Source organism: Achromobacter sp., assembly GCF_049647645.1.
In the GTDB taxonomy this organism is placed as follows: Bacteria; Pseudomonadota; Gammaproteobacteria; order Burkholderiales; family Burkholderiaceae_B; genus Achromobacter.
Map to the genome: position 1 here is coordinate 1 of NZ_JBARYB010000034.1, position 21,306 is coordinate 21,306.

Genomic DNA, 21,306 nt, shown 5'->3' on the forward strand with positions numbered 1-21,306 from the left:
GGGCGGCAGCGGCTTGTTCAGCGGCCTTGGGGGCCTCGGCGGCGGGTGCGGCGGCAGCGACGGCGGCCTTGCCGGCGGTGTCGATGCGGGCCAGCACTTCGCCCGAGGTGACGGTGCTGCCGTCGCCCTTGACGATTTCAGCCAGCACGCCCGAGGCCGGAGCCGGCACTTCCAGCACGACCTTGTCGGTTTCGACTTCGATCAGGATTTCGTCCGCTTCAACGGCAGCGCCAGGCTGCTTCTTCCAGGTCAGCAGCGTCGCTTCGGAGACGGATTCGGAGAGTTGGGGGACGACGACGTCGGTAATAGCCATTTTGTTTGTTCCGTAAAGTTTGTGTTCTGGTCGCGCTGCGCGGCAGGCTTCGAAATCGAATTCCGGAAACCTGCACGCGCGGCGCGTGCATCAAGCGCGTGTTACTTCGTCAACATGACCTTGAACTTGGGCGCGAAAGCCGTTTCGATCAGGGCCTTCTGCTGCTCCTGGTGCTTGGCCAGGTAGCCCACGGCCGGCGATGCCGACGCGGCGCGGCCGGCATAGCCCAGCTTCTGGCCTTCGACCATGTTTTCGTACACATGATGCTGAACGTAGAACCAGGCGCCTTGGTTCTGCGGTTCGTCCTGAACCCAGATCACTTCGGTTGCCTTCGGGTACTTGCGCAGTTCCGTTTCGAACGACTTGTGCGCGAACGGATACAGCTGTTCGACGCGGATGATCGCCACGTTGTCGGCGCCACGCTCGCGGCGGGCGTTGACCAGATCGTAGTAGACCTTGCCCGAGCAAGCCAGCACGCGCTTGACCTTGCTGGCGTCGATGGCCTCGTCGACCTCGCCGATGACCGGACGGAAGCTGCCGCCTGCCAGATCAGTCAGGGGGGAGCCGGCGTCCTTGTTGCGCAGCAGCGACTTGGGCGTGAACAGCACCAGCGGCTTGCGGAACGGACGGATCATCTGGCGACGCAACACGTGGAAGATCTGCGACGCGGAGGTCGGCTGGACCACTTGCATGTTGTTGTCGGCGCACAGCTGCAGGAAGCGCTCGATGCGGCCCGAGGAGTGCTCGGGACCCTGGCCTTCGTAGCCGTGCGGCAGCATCAGGGTCAGGCCCGACTGGCGGCCCCACTTGGCTTCGCCGGAGCTGATGAACTGGTCGATCACGACCTGGGCGCCGTTGACGAAGTCGCCGAACTGGCCTTCCCAGATGGTCAGCGTGTTGGGCTCGGCGCTGGAGTAGCCGTATTCAAACGCCAGCACCGCCTCTTCGGACAGCACGGAGTCGATGACGGTGAACGGAGCCTGGCCTTCCGAGACGTTCTGCAGCGGAATGTAGGTGCCGTCGTTCCAGCGCTCGCGGTTCTGGTCGTGCAGCACGGCGTGGCGGTGCGTGAACGTGCCACGGCCCGAGTCCTGGCCGGTGATGCGGATGGCGTAGCCCGAGGACACCAGGGTGGCGAAGGCGAGGTGTTCGCCCATGCCCCAGTCCAGGTTCAGTTCGCCCTTGGCCATGGTGCGGCGGTCGTTCAGCAGCTTGGCGACCAGCGGGTGCACCGTGAAGCCTTCCGGCACGGACGTGATGCGTTCGCCGATGCGCTTGAGCTCGGCCAACGGCACGGCGGTGTCGGCCTGGTCGGTCCACTTGGCGCCCAGGAACGGCGACCAGTCGATGGCGTACTTGCTCTTGTAGTCGGTCAGCACCGGTTCGATGGTGCGCTGGCCGTCTTCCATCAATTGGCGATAGTCCTTCACCAGTTGGTCGGCTTCGCCTTCGGCCAGCACGCCTTGCGTGGTCAGCTTGTCGGCGTACAGCTTGCGCGTGCCGGGGTGGTGGCCAATGCGCTTGTACATCAGGGGCTGCGTCAGCGACGGGGTGTCTTGCTCGTTGTGACCCAGCTTGCGGAAGCAGACGATGTCCACGACGATGTCGTGGCGGAACTGCAGGCGGTAATCCAGCGCCAGCTTGGTGACGAACACCACGGCTTCGGGATCGTCGCCGTTGACGTGGAACACCGGGGCTTCGATCATCTTGACCACGTCGGTGCAATACAGCGTCGAACGCGAGTCGCGCGGGTCGGACGTGGTGAAGCCGATCTGGTTATTGATGACGATGTGCAGCGTGCCGCCCGTGCCGTAGCCGCGGGTCTGCGCCAGGTTCAGGGTTTCCATGACCACGCCCTGGCCAGCGAAGGCCGCGTCGCCGTGCACCAGCACCGGCAACACTTGCTTGCCTTCGGCGTCACCGCGGCGTTCCTGGCGGGCGCGCACGCTGCCTTCGACCACGGGGTTGACGATTTCCAGGTGGGACGGGTTGAACGCGAGCGACAGGTGGACCGGGCCGCCACGGGTGGACAGGTCGCTGGAGAAGCCGTTGTGGTACTTCACGTCGCCGTCGGTCAGGCCTTCGGCGTGCTTGCCTTCGAACTCGGCGAACAGGTCGCCGGGCATCTTGCCCATGATGTTCACGAGCAGGTTCAGGCGGCCGCGGTGGGCCATGCCGACCACGATTTCCTGGACGCCGTTTTCACCGGCGTGGTTCACCACTTCGTCCATCGAGGCGATGAAGCTTTCGCCGCCTTCCAGCGAGAAGCGCTTCTGGCCGACGTACTTGGTGTGCAGGAAGCGCTCGAGGCCTTCGGACTCGGTCAGCTGCTGCAGGATGTGGCGCTTTTCTTCGGCCGAATAGGCGGGCGCGCCCAGGGTGGTTTCCAGGCGTTCCTGGATCCAGCGCTTGGCGGCGGGGTCGGAGATGTGCGTGAATTCGGCACCGATGCTGCGGCAATACGTGTCGCGCAGCGCCTTCAGGATGTCGCGCAGCGTCATGGTGCTGGCGGTCGTGAAGTAGGTGTTGGTGGCCGAGTAGGTTTGATCCAGGTCGGCTTCGGTCAGGCCGTAGAAGGCCGGATCGAGTTCGGGGATCGGGGGACGTTCCTGGCGCTTGAGCGGATCCAGATCGGCCCAGCGCGAACCCAGCGAGCGATAGGCCGCGATCAGCGACTGCACCGAAACCTGCTTGCTGGCGACGCTCAGGTCGGGTTCGGCGGCGCGTTGCACGAAGGCATTGGCCTTGGCGCGCTGGGCGAACGATTCGACGATGGGAGCGTGGGCCTGGTCGCGGGTGGATTCCTGGCCGTCGGTTGCGGGAGCGTGTTGCAACTGGTCGAAGTATTCGCGCCAGTTGTCAGGTACCGAACCGGGATTGTCGAGGTAGGCTTCGTAAAGCTCCTCAACATAAGGGGCGTTACCCCCAAAGAGATAAGACGTGGATAGAGATTCTATTTCCGAAGACATATCGCTTCACCTTTACGAGTGCTTCACTCGACACGATGCAGGAAAACCTTCCGCGACACGGGCTTCCCGTTAAGCGGATAGCAGGGGCAGAAGGCGCGTACAAGCCTTAAAAGCCGTATGGGATAAGAGTATAGCGCTTTGAGTTTAGGGACGTCTTCTTGCGTTTGCGTGACGCAAAAGCGTATTCGGAATGCCGTCATGCAGCATTGGAATGTCCAGCGAACCCCGTCCATTGCGCCGTCTACGCGCCATCAAGTTCCGTCAACAAAAAATGCCGCATCGCATCATTTTCACTGACCGAAATGCCAGTGTTGCGCATTAGCCTCGCTTAGACCGGCAATTCGGTCGTGGACATGATCTCTTTCAGCACAAAGAAGGTGCGGATCTGGCGTACGCCGGGAAGCTTGATGATCTCACCCGCATGCAGCTTGTTGAAGCGTTCCAGATCGCGTATGCGCAGCATCAGGAAGTAGTCGAATTCCCCCGCCACCAGATGGCATTCCAGGCAGCCGCTGATGCCGCGCGCCGCGGCTTCGAAGTCGGTGAAGGACTCGGGGGTGGAACGATCCAGCACCACCCCGACAATGACCAGGGTGGCCATGTCGACCTCGGCGGGCTCCAGCAGGGCCACGGTTTTCCGAATGATGCCCTCGCTCTTGAGCTTTTCCACGCGCCGCAGGCAGGCCGCCGGGCTGAGGTGGACCCGCGCGCTCAATTCCAGGTTGGTGATCTGCGCATCCTGCTGCAGCGCGCGCAGGATGTGGCGGTCGATGCGATCCAGGCTGGAAATGGCTGCCATTTAATACGTCCCTGAAAATTAAATTTCGCTCTTGGTTTTTTACCTCAAATAATAAATACCATCTATTCAATTTGATAAATTTTAAATTCTATAAATCATAAAAATACACAATTGACGACATGTCCAGGCAATTCCTATGATTTTTCCATCCGCGCCAACCGCGGCCGTCACAGGAGCCCCCCATGGATCTGCAGCGCTTTCCCCGCCATCGCCTGACCTTCGGCGACACCCCCATCGAAAAGCTCGACCGCTTGTCCGCGCACCTGGGCGGCAAGGTCGAGATCTACGCCAAGCGCGAAGACTGCAACAGCGGCCTTGCGTTCGGCGGCAACAAGCTGCGCAAGCTGGAGTACCTGATCCCGCAGGCGCTGCAACAGGGTTGCGACACGCTGGTCACCATCGGCGGCATCCAGTCCAACCACACCCGCATGGTGGCCGCGGTAGCCGCAAAGCTGGGACTGGCCTGCGTGCTGGTGCAGGAGAACTGGGTGGACTATTCGGACGCGGTCTACGACCGGGTCGGCAACATCATGATGAGCCGCCTGATGGGCGCCGATGTCCGCCTGGTGGATCAGGGTTTCGACATCGGCTTCCGGCGCAGCTGGGAAGAGGCCCTGGAGGACGTCCGCAAGCGCGGCGGCAAGCCCTATGCCATTCCGGCCGGCGCATCGGACCATGAACTGGGCGGCCTGGGCTACGTCGGCTTCGCCGAGGAAGTGCGGCGCCAGGAAGCAGAGCTGGGGTTCAAGTTCGACTACGTCGTCGTTTGCGCGGTCACGGGCAGCACACAGGCCGGCATGGTGGTGGGCTTTGCGGCCGATGGGCGCGCCGACCGCGTCATCGGCATCGATGCCTCGGGCACGCCCGAGCAGACCCGGGCGCAGGTCCTGCGCATCGCGCGGCGCACCGCCGACATGGTCGGGCTGGGGAAAGCCATCGAGGAACGCGACGTGGTGCTGGACACCCGCTACGCCTACCCGGCCTACGGCCTGCCGTCGGCCGAGACCAACGAAGCCATCCGTCTCTGCGCCCGGCTCGAGGGCATGATGACCGACCCGGTCTACGAAGGAAAATCCATGCAGGGCATGATGGACATCATCCGCCGCGGCGAGATTCCCGCAGGCTCGCGGGTTCTGTATGCGCACCTGGGAGGGGTGCCGGCGATCAACGCCTACAGCTTTCTCTACCGCAACGGATAAGGGCGCCTACGGCGCTTTCGCCTGGCCTTGCGGCGACCTGCGCTGACGGGCCGGCCTCGAATGGCAGGGCTTGCCAGCCCCGGCCGTCCGCGCCCATGATGGATGCAGGAAGCGCAGCCCAGCCGGCGTATCCGCCGGCTGGGCTTTTTCCTGCCTGCACTTTTCCCGTGGCACGGTTTCAACTACGGAAAAATCATGTACATAGTTTGTATACAAAACTAGGATTTCCGGCTATGGTGCTGCTCATCAGGAAGTCGTCCGCCAACCCATGCCCGGCCGCCCGGCGCCGGCGCACTCCGTCCGCCTGTTCATGACCGCCTACGATTCCACGCTCCCCTACCCCCGCGACCTGATCGGCTACGGCCGCAATCCGCCTCACGCCCATTGGCCGGGCCAGGCCCGCATCGCGGTGCAGTTCGTCCTGAATTACGAGGAAGGCGGCGAGAACAGCGTGCTGCATGGCGACGCCGGGTCCGAGCAGTTCCTGTCGGAAATGTTCAATCCCGCCAGCTATCCCGAGCGCCATCTCAGCATGGAAGGCATCTACGAGTACGGTTCGCGCGCGGGTGTCTGGCGCATCCTGCGGGAATTTGAAAAGCGCGGACTGCCGCTGACGGTTTTCGGCGTCGGCATGGCCTTGCAGCGCCACCCCGAACTGAGCGCGGCCTTGGTTGACCTGGGACACGAGATCGCCTGCCACGGCTGGCGCTGGATTCACTACCAGCATATCGACGAAGCCACCGAACGCGAGCATATGCGCCTGGCCATGGATGCCATCACGCAATTGACCGGCAGCCGTCCGCTGGGCTGGTACACCGGCCGCGACAGCCCGCGCACCCGGCGCCTGGTCGCCGACTACGGCGGCTTCGAGTACGACAGCGATTACTACGGTGATGACCTGCCCTTCTGGATGCGCGTGCAGAAAACGGATGGCAGCATCGTGCCGCAGCTGATCGTGCCTTATACGCTGGACTGCAACGACATGCGCTTTGCGTTGCCGCAGGGCTATTCGCATGCCGATCCCTTCTTCCAATACCTGAAGGACAGCTTCGACGCGCTCTATGCCGAAGGCGACGAGGCGCCCAAGATGATGAGCATCGGCATGCATTGCCGCCTGCTGGGCCGGCCCGGCCGCATCACGGCGCTGCAGCGCTTCCTGGACCACATCGCCAGCCACGACCGCGTCTGGGTATGCCGGCGGCTCGACATCGCGCGCCACTGGCAAGCGGCGCATCCCTATATCCCCAACGCCTGAACAGGACGGCCATGGCCCAATCCCTAGCCCAACTCAATGCGGCGACGCCCACGGACGCCGCCGCCATGCTTGACGGCCTGTACGGGCACGCGCCCTGGATCGCCGAGCGCGCGCTTGCCCACCGGCCGTTCCGCTCGGTGGCCGATCTGGGGCAGCGCCTGCGCCAGGCCGCAAGCGAAGGCGATGCCGAGGCCCGGACAGCGCTGCTGCGCGCCCACCCTGAACTGGCCGCCCAGCCAGACGCGCCCCTGGGTGCGGATTCCGCACGCGAGCAGGACCTAGCTGGACTGGCCGACTGCACGCCCGCCGAAATGGCGCGCCTGCAAGAATTGAACGCCGCCTACAAGACCCGGTTCGGCTTCCCCTTTGTCCTCGCCGTGCGCGGCGCGCGCGGCGCCGGCATGACGCGCCAGCAGGTGATGGACGAATTCGCCCGCCGCCTGGACAACCCGCCCGACCTCGAGTTCGAAGAGGCCCAGCAGCAGCTGCACCGCATCGCCGAAATCCGCCTGCGCGACCGCTACGACGCCGAGCCCGCCCTGGGCAACGACATCTGGGACTGGAGCGAGCAACTGGCCGCCCACAGCGATCCCGGCTATGCCGAAAAAGGTCTGCTCACCGTCACCTACCTGACCGCAGCCCACCGCGCCTGCGCCGGACTGTTGTCGCAATGGATGCGCGACTGCGGCTTCGACGAGGTCGGCTTCGACGCCGTGGGCAACGTGGTCGGCCGCTATCTCGCTACCATCCCCGACGCCCCCACCCTGATGACCGGCAGCCATTACGACACGGTGCGCAACGCCGGCAAGTATGACGGCCGCCTGGGCATCTTCGTGCCGATGGCCTGCGTGCGCGAACTGCACCGCCAGGGCAAACGCCTGCCCTATCACCTGGAAGTCATAGGCTTCGCGGAAGAGGAAGGCCAGCGCTACCGCGCCACCTTCCTGGGGTCGGGCGCGCTGATCGGCGACTTCAAGCCCGAATGGCTGGACCAGCAGGACGCCGATGGCATCAGCATGCGTGACGCCATGGCGCAAGCCGGCCTGCGCAGCGAGGACATCCCCAAGTTGAAACGCGATCCCGCGCGCTACCTGGGCTTCGTCGAAGTCCATATCGAACAAGGGCCGGTGCTCTACGAAATGGGGCTGCCGCTGGCCGTGGTCACGTCGATCAACGGCTGCGTGCGCTACCAGGTGCGAATCAACGGCCTGGCCTGCCATGCCGGCACCACGCCCATGAACCGCCGCCGCGACGCGGCCACCGCCACCGCCGAACTGGCCTTGTACGTGGAGCAGCGCGCCGCCCGCGATGGCGACTCGGTGGGCACCATAGGCATGCTGGAAGTGCCCGGCGGGTCGATCAACGTGGTGCCGGGCGAATGCCGCTTCAGCCTGGACCTGCGCGCGCCCAGCGACCCGCAGCGCGATGCGCTGGCGGACGACGTGCTGGCCGAGCTCGAAGCCGTCTGCCAGCGCCGCGGACTGCGCTACACCCTGGAAGAAACCATGCGCGCCGCCGCCGCCCCCAGCGATCCCGCCTGGCAGCAGCGCTGGGAGCGCGCCGTCGATGCGCTGGGGCTGCCCGTCCATCGCATGCCCAGCGGCGCCGGCCACGATGCCATGAAGCTGCACGAGGTCATGCCCCAGGCCATGCTGTTCGTGCGCGGCCAGAACGCCGGCATCAGCCACAACCCGCGCGAAGCCACCTCCAGCGACGACATCCAGCTTGCCGTGCAGGCGTTCCTGCACCTGCTCGACGACCTTGCCCACGCCCCCAAATAGCCGACCATGACAGCCTACGCCCGACTCGACGCCTGGATTGACGCCCACTTTGACGAGGAAGTCCGCTTCCTGCAGGAGCTGGTGCGCGTGCCGACCGACACGCCCCCCGGCAACAACGCCCCTCACGCCGAACGCACGGCAGAACTACTGCAAGGCTTCGGCCTGCAGGCCGAAGCCCATCCAGTGCCCGCCGACGCCGTTCGGGACTATGGGCTGCAATCCATCACCAACCTCATCGTGCGCCGCGAGTACGGCGCGGGCGGCCTGCGCGTGGCGCTCAATGCCCACGGCGACGTGGTGCCGCCGGGCGAAGGCTGGGAACATGATCCCTACGGCGGCGACATCGACAACGGCAGCCTGTACGGCCGCGCCGCCGCCGTCAGCAAGAGCGACTTCGCCAGCTACACCTATGCCCTGCGCGCGCTGGAAGCCGTGGCCCGGCCCAGCCGCGGCGCGGTCGAACTGCACTTCACCTACGACGAGGAGTTCGGCGGCCTGCTCGGCCCCGGCTGGCTGTTGTCGCAAGGGCTGACCAAGCCGGACCTGCTGATCGCCGCCGGCTTCAGCTACGAAGTCGTCACCGCGCACAACGGCTGCCTGCAGATGGAAGTGACGGTGCACGGCAAGATGGCGCATGCCGCCATCCCCAGCAGCGGGGTGGACGCGCTGCAAGGCGCGGTCGCGATCCTGAACACGCTGTATGCGCAGAACGCGCGATACCGGGAGATCTGCTCCGACGTTCCGGGCATCAGCCACCCCTACCTGAACGTCGGCCGCATCGAAGGCGGCACCAACACCAACGTGGTCCCCGGCAAAGTGGTATTCAAGCTGGACCGCCGCATGATCCCCGAAGAGAATGCGGCCGAAGTCGAAGCCGACATCCGCCGCATCATCCAGGAAACCGCCGCCTCCGTACCCGGCATCAGCGTGGACATCAAGCGCCTGCTGCTGGCCAACTCCATGCGTCCGCTGCCGGGCAGCCAGCCGCTGGTGCAGGCCATCCAGAAGCACGGGGAGGAATTGTTCGGCGAGCCTATCGCCGCCATGGGCACGCCGCTTTATACCGATGTGCGCCTGTACGCCGAAGCGGGCGTCCCGGGTGTGATCTACGGCGCCGGACCGCGCACCGTGCTGGAATCGCACGCCAAGCGCAACGATGAGCGCGTGGTCCTGGAAGACCTGCGGCGCGCCACCAAAGTCATCGCCCGCACCCTGGCCGACCTGCTGGACGCCGCCTGAGGCGGCCGCCCGGCAGGTCCGGCCGGGCGCATCACGCCAGCTTCATCACCCGGCGCCAGAACAGGATCGCCACCAGCACGAACACGGCCAGGCCCAGGAACGATGCCGTGTGCTCGAAGCCCGCGCCGGCGATCGCCAGCGGCGCTTCCGTGCCGGCCGCGCCGATGATGCCGGCCATCAGCACGCCGACCAGGCTTTCGCCCACGATCAGGCCCGAGGCGATCAGCACACCGCGGCGGTTGGCCGCGTCGGCGTACTGCTCGTAGGGCTTGCCGGCGGCGGCCGCGCGGCGGCGCAGGGCACGCTCCAGCAGCCAGGCCAGGACCGCGCCGACCACGATGGGCGCGGCGACGGTGGGCGGCAGATAGATGCCGATCCCGACGGCCAGCACCGGAATCCGGGCCACGCGGCAGGTACGCTTCATGATCTCGTCCACCACGATCAGGCCCACGCCGACCGCCATGCCGATCAGGATCATGGTCCAGTTGAGCTGGTGCGTGAAGATGCCGCGCGCGATCGCCAGCATCAGCGTCGCCTGCGGCGCCGACAAGGCCTGCGCCGGGTCCATGCCTTCGCGCGGCATGGCATCGGCAAAGCCGTAGGCGTTGTAGAGCAGCTCCAGCACCGGCGAAATCACCGCCGCGCCGGCCACGCAGCCGATCAGCAGGGCCACCTGCTGGCGCCAGGGCGTCGCGCCCACCAGCCAGCCGGTCTTCAGGTCCTGCAGGTTGTCGTTGGAAATGGAGGCCACCGCCACCACCGCCGAAGTGCTGAAGATAGCCAGCGCGATCGCCATCTGCACGCCGTTCTCCGCCCCCAGCAGTTCGCCGCCCAACGCCAGCATCAGCAGCGACACCAGCACGATGGCGACGATGCCCACGCCCGAGATCGGGCTGGTCGAGGAACCCACCAGGCCGGCCATGTAGCCGCAGGCCGCGGCCACCAGGAAGCCGAATACGAAAGCGAACAGCACGGCGTAGGCCACCAGCTTCCAGATCGCGGCGGGCGACAGCGGCGCACCGGACAGGAACACCTGGAAGGTCACCACCAGAACCGCCACCAACACCAGCGTGACCGCCGAAATCCAGCCGGCCGACAGGTCGCGCTCGGTGCGCGGTGCGCGTCCGGCGCGGGCGGCGCCCGCCTTGGTCAGGGCCGCGAACGACGCCTTGACGCCGCGCGCCATCGGCATGAACAGCGTGGCCAGCGTCCAGATAGCGCCCACGCCGATCACGCCGGCGCCGATGAAGCGCACCTGCGAAGCCCACAGACCCGTGGCGTACTTGGCCAGCGACACGCCCGCGGGCATGTCGCCCATGGCGGTCAGGATGGGAACGGCGATGCCCCAGGAAATGATCAGCCCGGTCAGCATGGCCAGGCCCGCGACGATGCCGATCAGGTAGCCCGCGCCCAGCAGCGCCAGCGAGAAGCCCATGGGCAGCCGGAACACCGCGCCGCCCAGCGCGAACCAGCCGCTGACGCTGTCGCCCAGTACCCGTAACCCGCTGGCCGCGAAGCTGACCGCGGCGGCAACCGCGCCGCCGGCGACGATGTCACCCATGCCGGTGGCCGTCTTGGCCGGGGTCCGTCCATCGCTCTCGGCCTCGTCCTGGGCGCGTTCGGCGCTGCCCACCCGCAGGATTTCAGCGGCCGCCACGCCTTCCGGATACGGCAGGTCGCTTTGCACCACCATCACGTGGCGCAGCGGAATGGTGAACATCACGCCGAGCATGCCGCCCGCCGCGCAGATGCCCAGCGTCTGCCAGAACGGAAAACCCTGCCAGTGTCCCATCATGACCAGGGCCGGCAGGATGAAGATGATGGATGACAGCGTGCCGGCCGCCGAGGCCTGGGTCTGCACCATATTGTTTTCGAGGATGTTCGCGTCCTTGAACAGCCGCAGGACGGACATCGAGATCACCGCCGCCGGAATGGCCGATGAAAACGTAAGGCCCACCTTCAGTCCGAGAAAGACGTTGGAGGCCGTGAAGATGACAGTGATGATTGCGCCCAGGAGGATGCCGCGGAACGTAAGTTCGGGCAACGTGACCTCTGCCGGGACGCTGATGGGTTGGGTCATTGCAGTAATTCCTATCATGCCAGCCGCGAATTCTAGCGCCTTCGCGTCCACCCTGCGGCCACACCCTCCGGGCGGCGGCCTGGCACATCCTCGGCAGAAGCTGCCGCAAGCCGGAAAACCTGCAACAGATTATGCTGAATTTTCGGGATTTTCCCCAAAATTTTGATCACCCATGCCAGGGGCTAGGGTCTAGCATGGACGTCAAACCAGGAGACGACAAGACCATGCGCGACGCCAGTTCCGCCCGCCCCGGGCAAGATATCCAGCACGACGCCGACCCCGCCGAAACCGCCGAATGGCGCGACGCGCTCCAGGCGCTGGTCCAGGCGGAAGGCGCCGACCGAGCAGGCTATGTGCTGGACAACCTGCTGGGCCATGCCGCGTCGCTGGGGCTGCGCGCCAACAGCCAAACCCGCACCGCCTACCTCAACACCATCCCCGCCGACCAGGAACCGCCTTTCCCCGGCAATCTGGCCGTGGAGGAGCGCATCGCCCGCATCAACCGCTGGAACGCGCTGGCCATGGTGGTGCGCGCCAACCAGGCGCACGGCGAGCTGGGCGGCCACATCGCCAGCTACGCCTCGGCCGCCGACCTGTTCGAGGTGGGCTTCAACCACTTCTTCCGCGCGCAAAGCCAGGATGGCCCGGGCGACCTGGTCTACATGCAGCCGCACTCGGCGCCCGGCGTGTACGCCCGCGCCTACCTGGAAGGCTTCCTCGGCGAAGAAGACCTGGCGCATTTCCGCCAGGAGATCACCGCGTCGGCGCGCGGCCTGCGCGGGCTGTCCTCGTACCCGCACCCGTGGCTGATGCCGGACTTCTGGCAGTTCCCCACCGGCTCGATGGGCATCGGCCCCATCAACGCCATCTACCAGGCGCGCTTCATGCGCTACCTTGAACACCGCTCGCTCATGCCCGGCGCCGACCGCAAGGTCTGGGGCATCTTCGGCGACGGCGAAATGGACGAACCCGAATCCATCGCCGCGCTGACGCTGGCCGCGCGCGAAAAACTCGACAACCTGGTCTTCGTCGTCAACTGCAACCTGCAGCGGCTGGACGGCCCGGTGCGCGGCAACGGCCGCATCATCGACGAACTGGAAACGCTGTACGCGGGCGCGGGCTGGAACGTCATCAAGCTGGTCTGGGGCAGCGACTGGGACGCCCTCCTGCGGCGCGACACCGGCGGCGCGCTGGCCCGCGCCTTCGCCAATACCGTGGACGGACAGTTTCAGACCTTCGCGGCCAATGACGGCGCCTTCAACCGCGCCCACTTCTTCAATCAGAACCCCGAGCTGGCCGCGCTGGTGGCCGACTGGAGCGACGAAGCCATCGACCGGCTGCACCGCGGCGGCCACGACATGGTGAAGATCCATGCGGCCTACCACCGCGCGGCCCATCATCGCGGCCAGCCCACCGTGATCCTGGCGCAGACCAAGAAGGGCTTCGGCATGGGCTCGGCCGGCCAGGGCAAGATGACCACGCACCAGCAGAAGAAGCTGGACGACGAGGCCCTGCTGGCCTTCCGCGACCGCTTCGCGCTGCCGATCTCGGACGCCGATTGCCTGGCCTTGAAGTTCTACCGCCCAGCCGAAGACAGCGCCGAACTGCGCCACCTGCAGGCGCGCCGCGCCGCGCTGGGCGGCCACATTCCCCGCCGCAACACCGAGGCGCCCCGCCTGGCGCCGCCGGACGCGGAGCACTGGGCGCGCTTCGCGCTGGCCGCCGACGGCAAGGAAATGTCCTCCACCATGGCCATCGTGCGCATGCTGACCGCGCTGCTCAAGGACGGCACGGTGGGGCCGCGCATCGTGCCCATCGTGGCGGACGAGGCGCGCACTTTCGGCATGGCCAACCTGTTCCGCCAGATCGGCATCTATTCGGCGCAAGGCCAGCTCTACGAGCCCGAGGACATCGGCTCGGTGCTGTACTACCGCGAAGCCCGCGATGGCCAGATCCTGGAAGAAGGCATCACCGAGGCCGGCGCGATTTCCTCGTGGACGGCCGCCGGCACCAGCTACTCGGTCAACGGCCTGCCGATGCTGCCCTTCTATATCTATTACTCGATGTTCGGCTTCCAGCGCATCGGCGACCTGATCTGGGCCGCCGCCGACCAGCGCACGCGCGGCTTCCTCATCGGCGCCACCTCCGGCCGCACCACCCTGGGCGGCGAAGGGCTGCAGCACCAGGACGGCTCCAGCCACATCATTGCGGCCACCGTGCCCAACTGCCGCGCCTATGACCCGGCCTACGCCTTCGAGGTTGCCGTCATCGTCGAGCATGGCATGCGCCGCATGCTGGACGAGCAATGCGACGAGTTCTACTACCTGACCGTCACCAACGAGAACCTGGCGCAGCCGGACATGCCGGCGGGCGAGGACGTGCGCGAGGGCATCCTGCGCGGCATGTACCGCCTGCGGCCCGCCCGCGCGCAGGCCCAGGTGCGCCTGCTGGGCGCAGGCCCGATGCTGCGCGAGGCGGAACTCGCCGCAGAACGCCTGCAGGCCGATTACGGCGTGGACGCGGAAGTCTGGAGCGTCACCAGCTACTCCGAGCTGGCGCGCGCCGGCCGCGAAGCCGAACGCGCGCGCGCGCTGGGCCTGCCTGCCAGCGTCGACTGGGTGCGGAACTGCCTGGCCGCAAGCAACGCTCCGGTCGTCGCCGCCAGCGACTACGTGCGCGCCGTGCCTGAGCAGATCCGCGCCTGGGTGCCCGCGCCCTACCGCACATTAGGCACCGACGGCTTCGGCCGCAGCGACACCCGCGCCCAACTGCGCGACTTCTTCGAGGTCAGCGCGGACTGGATCGTGCTGCACGCGCTGGACAGCCTGGACCGCCAGGAAGACGCCAAGGCGTTGCGCGCGCGCTTGAATGCCGGCGCACGCCAGACGCCGCCTTGGGAGCTATAGGATTGCAATCCGCGATGCAGCGAGGTTTTGCGCAAAATCGTCCATTCGCTGCACCGCAACAACCAAGCACCCGTGCTTTCTGTTGAAATACGGGTGTTCCCAAGCATTTCCAAAAAAATACGGCGGGCCGCGAGCCCGCCTTTTGCAATCCGTTTTCCTCTCCACGCTTTCCTTTCCATTTAGCGCCCTCAAGGCCTGTATCCCATGGACGAAACTCTCACCAAAATGGCGTTGGACTACCACGCCTACCCCACCCCCGGCAAAATCTCGGTCACCCCGACCAAGACCCTGGCCAACCAGGACGACCTGTCCCTGGCCTACTCCCCCGGCGTGGCGGCCGCCTGCATGGCCATCTTCGACCAGGGCGAGGACGCGGCCTCGAAGTACACCTCGCGCGGCAACCTGGTGGGCGTGATCACCAACGGCACCGCGGTGCTGGGCCTGGGCAATATCGGCCCGCTGGCCGCCAAGCCGGTGATGGAAGGCAAGGGCTGCCTGTTCAAGAAGTTCGCCGGCATCGACGTCTTCGACATCGAACTCGCCGAAAACGACCCTGACAAGCTGGTCGACATCATCGCGGCGCTGGAGCCCACGCTGGGCGGCGTCAACCTCGAGGACATCAAGGCGCCCGAGTGCTTCTACATCGAGAAGAAGCTGCGCGAGCGCATGAAGATCCCCGTCTTCCACGACGACCAGCACGGCACCGCCATCATTTCGTCGGCCGCCATCCTGAACGGCCTGAAGGTCGTGGGCAAGGACATCGGCCAGGTCAAGCTGGCCTGCTCGGGCGCCGGCGCCGCCGCCATCGCCTGCCTGGACCTGCTGGTCCACCTGGGCGTCAAGCGCGAGCACATCTACGTGGTGGACTCGCGCGGCGTGATCTGGGACGGCCGCGATGAAAACATGGAGGTCAACAAGAAGCGCTACGCGCAGAAGACCGACGCGCGCACGCTGGCCGACGTGGTCAACGGCGCCGACGTGTTCCTGGGCTGCTCGACCGCCGGCGTGCTGACCGCCGACATGGTCAAGACCATGGCCGCCAGCCCGCTGATCCTGGCGCTGGCCAACCCGGAACCCGAAATCCGTCCCGAAGTGGCCAAGGCCGCCCGCCCGGACTGCATCATCGCCACCGGCCGTTCGGACTACCCGAACCAGGTCAACAACGTGCTGTGCTTCCCCTTCATCTTCCGCGGCGCCATGGACGCCGGCGCCTCGCGCATCACGGAAGAAATGAAGCTGGCTTGCGTGAAGGCCATCGCCGAACTGGCGCAGGCCGAACAGAACGACGAAGTGGCCCGCGCCTACGCCGGCCAGGAACTGTCGTTCGGCCCGGACTACATCATTCCCAAGCCCTTCGACCCGCGCCTGATCGTCCAGATCGCGCCGGCCGTGGCCCAGGCCGCCGCCGACTCCGGCGTGGCCGCCCGCCCCATCGAGGACATCGAAGCCTACCGCCAAAAGCTGATGGGCTTCGTGTACCACTCGGGCCAGTTGATGCGCCCGCTGTTCGCCCAGGCCAAGAAGGCGCCCAAGCGCGTCATCTACGCCGACGGCGAAGATGAGCGCGTGCTGCGCGCGGTGCAGACCGTGGCCGATGAAAAGCTTGCGTTCCCGATCCTGATCGGCCGCCCGTCCGTCATCGAAATGCGCATCAAGAAGTTCGGCCTGCGCCTCGCGGCCGGCCAGGACTTCGAGATCGTGGATCCGGAAGACGACAGCCGCTTCAACGAAACCTGGAATGCGTACTACCAGCTGAAGGGCCGCGAAGGCGTGACGCCGGCCATCGCCAAGGCGATGATCCGCAAGCACAACACGCTGATCGGCGCCATGCTGTTGCGCCGCGGCGATGCCGACGCGCTGCTGTGCGGCGTGGCCAGCAAGTACGACAACCAGCTCAAGTACATCGACGAAATCATCGGCAAGAAGGAAGGCCAGACCTACGCCGCCCTGAACGTGCTGATGCTGCCCGACCAGACGCTGTTCGTCACCGACACCCACGTCAACGAGAACCCGACGGCCGAGGAAGTCGCCAGCATCACCATCCAGGCCGCGGACGAAATGCTGCGCTTTGGCGTGGTGCCGAAGATCGCCCTGCTGTCGCACTCCAACTTCGGCAGCCGCGTGACGGAATCCTCGCGCAAGATGGCTGCCGCGCGCCAGATGGTGCAGGACCGCGCCCCCGACCTGGAAGTCGACGGCGAAATGCACGCCGACGCCGCCCTGTCGGAAAAGATCCGCGTCCTGGCCTACCCGGACAGCACCCTCAAGGGCCGCGCCAACCTGCTCGTCATGCCCACGCTGGACACCGGCAACATCACGTACAACATGCTGAAGATGACTGGCAGCAATGGCGTCGCGATGGGTCCGATCCTGCTGGGCGCGGCTCGCCCCGTGCACATCCTGACCACCAGCGCCACCGTGCGCCGCATCGTCAACATGACGGCGCTGGCCGTGGTGGACGCGCAGCAGGAAGCCGCCGAGGCCGCCAAGAAGCGTCGTTGATGATCGACCGCCGCTAAGGCAAAGAGCGCCCCTCGGGGCGCTCTTTTTCATTGTGGGAGATCACGCCGCCACGATGGCCCGCGCGGATGGTAAAAACCAAGTTCGACCTTGCTTTCTGGAGTCAACATGCTGTCCGACGCTTTGTATGCCTGGTTTCACTACCTGGCCATTTTCCTGCTCGTGGTGGTCCTGACCGCCGAAGCCGTGCTGCTGCGGCCGGACCTCTCCGCCAACGGCCTCAAGCGCCTGGTCATCTATGACCGCCTTTATGCGCTCAGCGCCGTGGTCGTGCTCATCACCGGCGTGCTGCGCTTGACGCTGGGCGCCAAAGGCGCCGCGTTCTACATGAGCAACCCGTGGTTCCATGCCAAGATCACGCTCTTCGTCATCATCGGCCTCTGTTCGATCCCGCCCACGATGGCCTTCCTGCGCTGGGCCAAGCAGTCCCGCCAGCAGCCGGGCTTCGTGCCTCCCGCGGCCGACATCAAGCGCGCCCGCCGCTGGGTCATGATCGAATCGCACCTGTTCATCTTCCTGCCGCTGTTCGCCGTGCTGATGGCGCGCGGCATCGGCGCATAAGGCTGAGTCCGCGGGACCGCGCGCGGCCTACGGACAAGACGCGCGGTTCGCCTCGGGCTCCTCGTCGCCCACGATGATGGTGGCGAAGTGAAACACGCCCACCATGTCGTTCTTAACCACGCCGACGACCTCGCCGGCCAGCGTATGCATCACCGACATGCCCTCGGGCACGTCGGCCTGTCCATCGCGCCGGGCGGCCTGGCCGTCCCAGGGACTCAGCACCAGCACGCCGGGATACGGCTCGCGCTCATCGCCGCGACCGCGGCGCGCCGACTTGACCTGGGTGCCGGCGGCATAGCTCACACCGCCGAAGCGCGTCGGGCAGGCCAGTTCCGCATCGCTGACGCGCAACAGGCGCCGCGCATCGTCCAGGTATAGCCTGGGTTTGCTCAACGGCAGCCCGAATATTCTCACCGCTACCGGGTTCTTGACTTCGATGCGCCAGCGATCCGGGTCGCTCGACCCATCGGTGTAGACGGTGCCGGTCGAGCCATAGACGACGGAGCCGGGCGCAAGGTCGACGGTCTCGACCCGGTTGCCCGGCCCCAGCACGCACTTGTCGAACGCCTTCATCGCGCCGTCGCTTGCCACCTCGAATTCGATGTCCTGCGTGGCGTCGCACTGCCAACCCAACACCTCCTGGCTACCCGCCGCGCCGCGCAGGATCACGTTGCGCGGGTAGCGGCCCCGCAAGGCGTAGGTTTCGCTGTCGTAATCGGTGTGGAGATAACGCCGGGCGCTCGAGGCCTGTACCCCGTACATCGTCACCGGCTGTGGAAAATCCGCTTCGAGATAGGTTTCCAGCTGGCCTTCGTCCTGCAGTTTCAAACGTGTCCCGGCGGGCATGGCAGTCCCTCCCACCGTTGTCGTTTCCTGCAGGGTGACATTGCGGGCAGCCTCAGCACGAGCGCCCTCCCGCTCGATTTGCCAAACCACCGTCTGGACCCAGGCATAGAACGCGAATGGCATGGCCAGCACCAGGAACACCAATGATGAAGTCTTCCAGTACTTGCGCACCGTGCGGCGCGCGCTCGCGCTGACGGCCAAGACCAGCGCCCAACCGAGCAGCGCGAGACCCGCTAGAAAACCCAGGGAGACGAATAGGTAGAAGCCGGCGGAAGGCAGTGCTATCGGAATCATGGCCAGGATGATAAACGCCAAATCTTCCCGCCGCTGCCTCACGGAGAGCGCGCAACAAAAAACCGCCCGAAGGCGGTTTCTTGTTCAGGCCAGACAGCGTATCAACGCTTGTCCATCGGCGGCACGTCGCGCGTGACCGAACCGGTGAACAGCTGGCGCGGACGGCCAATCTTGTAATCGGGATCCGACAGCATTTCGTTCCACTGGGCGATCCAGCCCACCGTGCGGGCCAGCGCGAAGATGGCCGTGAACAGCGAGGTCGGGATGCCGATGGCGCGCTGGACGATACCCGAGTAGAAGTCCACGTTCGGGTACAGCTTGCGCTGGACGAAGTACGGATCCGACAGGGCAATGCGTTCCAGTTCCATGGCCAGCTTGAACAGCGGGTCGTTTTCCAGGCCCAGGGCCGAGAGCACTTCCTTGCAGGTTTCCTGCATCAGCTTGGCGCGCGGGTCGTAGTTCTTGTAGACACGGTGGCCAAAGCCCATCAGGCGCACGCCCGAGTTCTTGTCCTTGACCTTCTCCATGAACTCGCCGACCTTGGCGATGCCGCCGTTGGCCTGGAGCTCTTCCAGCATCTGCAGGCAAGCTTCGTTGGCGCCGCCGTGAGCCGGGCCCCACAGGCAAGCCACGCCGGCCGAGATGGCGGCGAACGGATTGGTGCCCGACGAGCCGCACAGGCGGACGGTCGAGGTCGAAGCGTTCTGCTCGTGGTCGGCGTGCAGGATGAAGATGCGGTCCAGCGCGCGCTCGACGACTTCGTTGACCTTGTAGTCTTCGCACGGCGTGGCGAACATCATGCGCAGGAAGTTGCCCGTGTAGGACAGGTCGTTCTGCGGGTAGATGAAGGGCTGGCCTTGCGAGTACTTATAGGCCATCGCGACCAGCGTCGGCATCTTGGCGATCAGGCGGATGGCCGAGATGTGGCGATGCTGCGGGTTCGTGATGTCGGTGGAGTCGTGGTAGAACGCGGACAGCGCGCCGACCAGACCCGTCAGCACGGCCATCGGGTGCGCGTCGCGGCGGAAGCCGCGCAGGAAGAAGTGCAGCTGCTCGTTCACCATCGTGTGATGGGTGACTTGCGAATCGAAGTCGGCCTTCTGGTCCTTGTTGGGCAGTTCGCCGTTCAGGATCAGGTAGCAGATGTCCATGAAGTCGCAATTGACGGCCAATTGCTCGATGGGATAGCCGCGGTACAGCAGTTCGCCCTTGTCGCCGTCGATGTACGTGATGCCCGATTCGCAGGCAGCGGTGGACATGAAGCCGGGGTCAAACGTGAACATGCCCGTCTGGCCGTACAGCTTGCGGATGTCGATCACATCCGGACCAACCGTACCCTTGTAAACAGGGAACTCAATGGGGGCGCTGCCATCCGAGAAGGATAGAGTGGCTTTTTTGTCAGACAGGTTCATGTTCATTCCTCTCAATTAATCAGAGCGCGCGCATCTGGCCAATGATGCTCCGAAGCCTGGGCGTGTCCAGCGCGCCTTCAAGCTCTTTGCGGGCCAGCAGCAGATCGAGAAGGTCGTTGTCGCCCATCTCGAAAAGCTGCGTCAATGCCGCCACGTCATCATCGGTAAGCTCAGCCTCGTGGGCATCCAGATACCGGGTGATGATCAAGTCGTTTTCGAGCAAGCCGCGGCGCGCCCGCCAACGCAAACGCGCCCGCTCCAATTCAGTTAGCTTGCTCATCTTTCCTTACACCTAAAAAAAGCCCCAGCGCCACACCCGTTACGCGGGTTTGCCGCCCCCGAGGGGACGTTTTTGCCTTGGGACAGCCCGGCGGCAAAAATGCCGCCGGAGGCAAAATGCGCTTGCTTAAAACTAGACCGTGCGGCGGACCATCAGTTCCTTGATCTTGCCGATCGCCTTGGTCGGATTCAGTCCCTTGGGACAGACGTCGACGCAATTCATGATCGTGTGGCAACGGAACAGGCGGTACGGATCTTCCAGGTTGTCCAGACGGCTGCCCGTGGCTTCGTCGCGGCTGTCGGCGATGAAGCGGTAGGCTTGCAGCAGGCCGGCCGGGCCGACGAACTTGTCCGGGTTCCACCAGAACGACGGGCAGGAAGTGGAACAGCACGCGCACAGAATGCACTCGTACAGGCCATCCAGCTCTTCGCGCGCCTCGGGCGACTGCAGGCGTTCCTTTTCGGGCGGCGGCGTGTCGTTGATGAGGTACGGGCGGATCGAGTGGTACTGGTTGAAGAAGTGCGTCATGTCCACGATCAGGTCGCGGATGACGGGCAAGCCCGGCAGCGGACGCAGGACGATGGGTTCCTTCAGTTCGCGCAGGTTGGTCGTGCACGCCAGGCCGTTCTTGCCGTTGATGTTCATGGCGTCCGAACCGCACACGCCTTCACGGCACGAGCGGCGCAGGGCCAGGCTGTCATCGACGTCGTTCTTGATGCGCACCAGCGCATCGAGCAGCATCTTGTCGGTCGGCTGGAGTTCGACTTCCAGCTTCTGCATGTACGGGCGCTCGTCCTTGTCCGGATCGTAGCGGTAGATTTCGAACTTGACGATTCTCTTGTTGCTCATAAT

15 protein-coding genes are annotated in these 21,306 nt (G+C 65.4%); 7 read left to right on the forward strand and 8 right to left on the reverse strand.

Annotated elements, in window-relative coordinates:
* From WBB14_RS03520 to WBB14_RS03530, 3 genes are all read right to left on the reverse strand, one after another.
* A partial coding sequence (locus WBB14_RS03520; RefSeq protein ID WP_424238599.1) for a biotin/lipoyl-containing protein occupies positions 1-313 on the reverse strand: 313 nt, incomplete at its 3' end.
* Positions 314-414: 101 nt separating this feature from the next.
* On the reverse strand, positions 415-3,282 hold the full coding sequence (locus WBB14_RS03525) for a 2-oxoglutarate dehydrogenase E1 component (protein ID WP_424238600.1): 2,868 nt from the start codon (positions 3,280-3,282) through the stop codon (positions 415-417).
* 328 nt (positions 3,283-3,610) lie between these two features.
* Positions 3,611-4,081 carry an Lrp/AsnC family transcriptional regulator gene (locus WBB14_RS03530; RefSeq protein WP_332014382.1) on the reverse strand — a complete coding sequence of 157 codons (471 nt, stop codon included), beginning with the start codon at positions 4,079-4,081 and terminating at the stop codon, positions 3,611-3,613.
* A gap of 182 nt (positions 4,082-4,263) precedes the next feature.
* Here WBB14_RS03530 and WBB14_RS03535 point away from each other — a divergent pair, with 182 nt between their 5' ends.
* From WBB14_RS03535 to WBB14_RS03550, 4 genes are all read left to right on the forward strand, one after another.
* Positions 4,264-5,280: a 1-aminocyclopropane-1-carboxylate deaminase gene (locus WBB14_RS03535; protein WP_424238601.1), complete on the forward strand. Its 1,017-nt coding sequence runs from the start codon at positions 4,264-4,266 to the stop codon at positions 5,278-5,280.
* A 310-nt stretch (positions 5,281-5,590) separates the two neighbouring features.
* A complete protein-coding gene (puuE, locus tag WBB14_RS03540; RefSeq protein WP_424238611.1) occupies positions 5,591-6,535 on the forward strand; it encodes an allantoinase PuuE in 945 nt (314 codons plus the stop codon).
* A gap of 11 nt (positions 6,536-6,546) precedes the next feature.
* Complete coding sequence (uraD, locus tag WBB14_RS03545) at positions 6,547-8,316, forward strand: 2-oxo-4-hydroxy-4-carboxy-5-ureidoimidazoline decarboxylase (RefSeq protein WP_424238602.1); 1,770 nt, start codon at positions 6,547-6,549, stop codon at positions 8,314-8,316.
* 6 nt (positions 8,317-8,322) lie between these two features.
* Entirely contained in the window at positions 8,323-9,555 is a 1,233-nt protein-coding gene (locus tag WBB14_RS03550; protein ID WP_424238603.1) for a M20 family metallopeptidase, read from the forward strand.
* A gap of 31 nt (positions 9,556-9,586) precedes the next feature.
* On the opposite strand, the gene WBB14_RS03555 is transcribed toward WBB14_RS03550, so the two are convergent.
* Complete coding sequence (locus WBB14_RS03555; protein ID WP_424238604.1) at positions 9,587-11,635, reverse strand: OPT family oligopeptide transporter; 2,049 nt, start codon at positions 11,633-11,635, stop codon at positions 9,587-9,589.
* Between the two features lie 224 nt (positions 11,636-11,859).
* Here WBB14_RS03555 and mdeB point away from each other — a divergent pair, with 224 nt between their 5' ends.
* The 3 genes from mdeB (at position 11,860) to WBB14_RS03570 (ending at position 17,622) form a co-directional block, all read left to right on the forward strand.
* A complete protein-coding gene (gene mdeB, locus WBB14_RS03560; protein WP_424238612.1) occupies positions 11,860-14,541 on the forward strand; it encodes an alpha-ketoglutarate dehydrogenase in 2,682 nt (893 codons plus the stop codon).
* Positions 14,542-14,745: 204 nt separating this feature from the next.
* A complete protein-coding gene (locus WBB14_RS03565; protein ID WP_424238605.1) occupies positions 14,746-17,043 on the forward strand; it encodes an NADP-dependent malic enzyme in 2,298 nt (765 codons plus the stop codon).
* A 126-nt stretch (positions 17,044-17,169) separates the two neighbouring features.
* The gene (locus tag WBB14_RS03570; protein WP_424238606.1) at positions 17,170-17,622 is read left to right on the forward strand and encodes a DUF2214 family protein; all 453 of its coding nucleotides are present in this window, start codon (positions 17,170-17,172) and stop codon (positions 17,620-17,622) included.
* A 27-nt stretch (positions 17,623-17,649) separates the two neighbouring features.
* Here WBB14_RS03570 and WBB14_RS03575 read toward each other — a convergent pair whose 3' ends face one another.
* From WBB14_RS03575 to WBB14_RS03590, 4 genes are all read right to left on the reverse strand, one after another.
* Entirely contained in the window at positions 17,650-18,783 is a 1,134-nt protein-coding gene (locus WBB14_RS03575) for a hypothetical protein (RefSeq protein ID WP_424238607.1), read from the reverse strand.
* An 80-nt stretch (positions 18,784-18,863) separates the two neighbouring features.
* Positions 18,864-20,174: a citrate synthase gene (locus WBB14_RS03580; protein ID WP_013392312.1), complete on the reverse strand. Its 1,311-nt coding sequence runs from the start codon at positions 20,172-20,174 to the stop codon at positions 18,864-18,866.
* A 19-nt stretch (positions 20,175-20,193) separates the two neighbouring features.
* Positions 20,194-20,454, reverse strand: coding sequence for a succinate dehydrogenase assembly factor 2 (locus WBB14_RS03585; RefSeq protein ID WP_013392311.1), 261 nt, complete (start codon positions 20,452-20,454; stop codon positions 20,194-20,196).
* Between the two features lie 132 nt (positions 20,455-20,586).
* Positions 20,587-21,303, reverse strand: a complete 717-nt coding sequence (locus WBB14_RS03590; RefSeq protein WP_013392310.1) for a succinate dehydrogenase iron-sulfur subunit — start codon at positions 21,301-21,303, stop codon at positions 20,587-20,589.
* Positions 21,304-21,306: the final 3 nt, after the last annotated feature.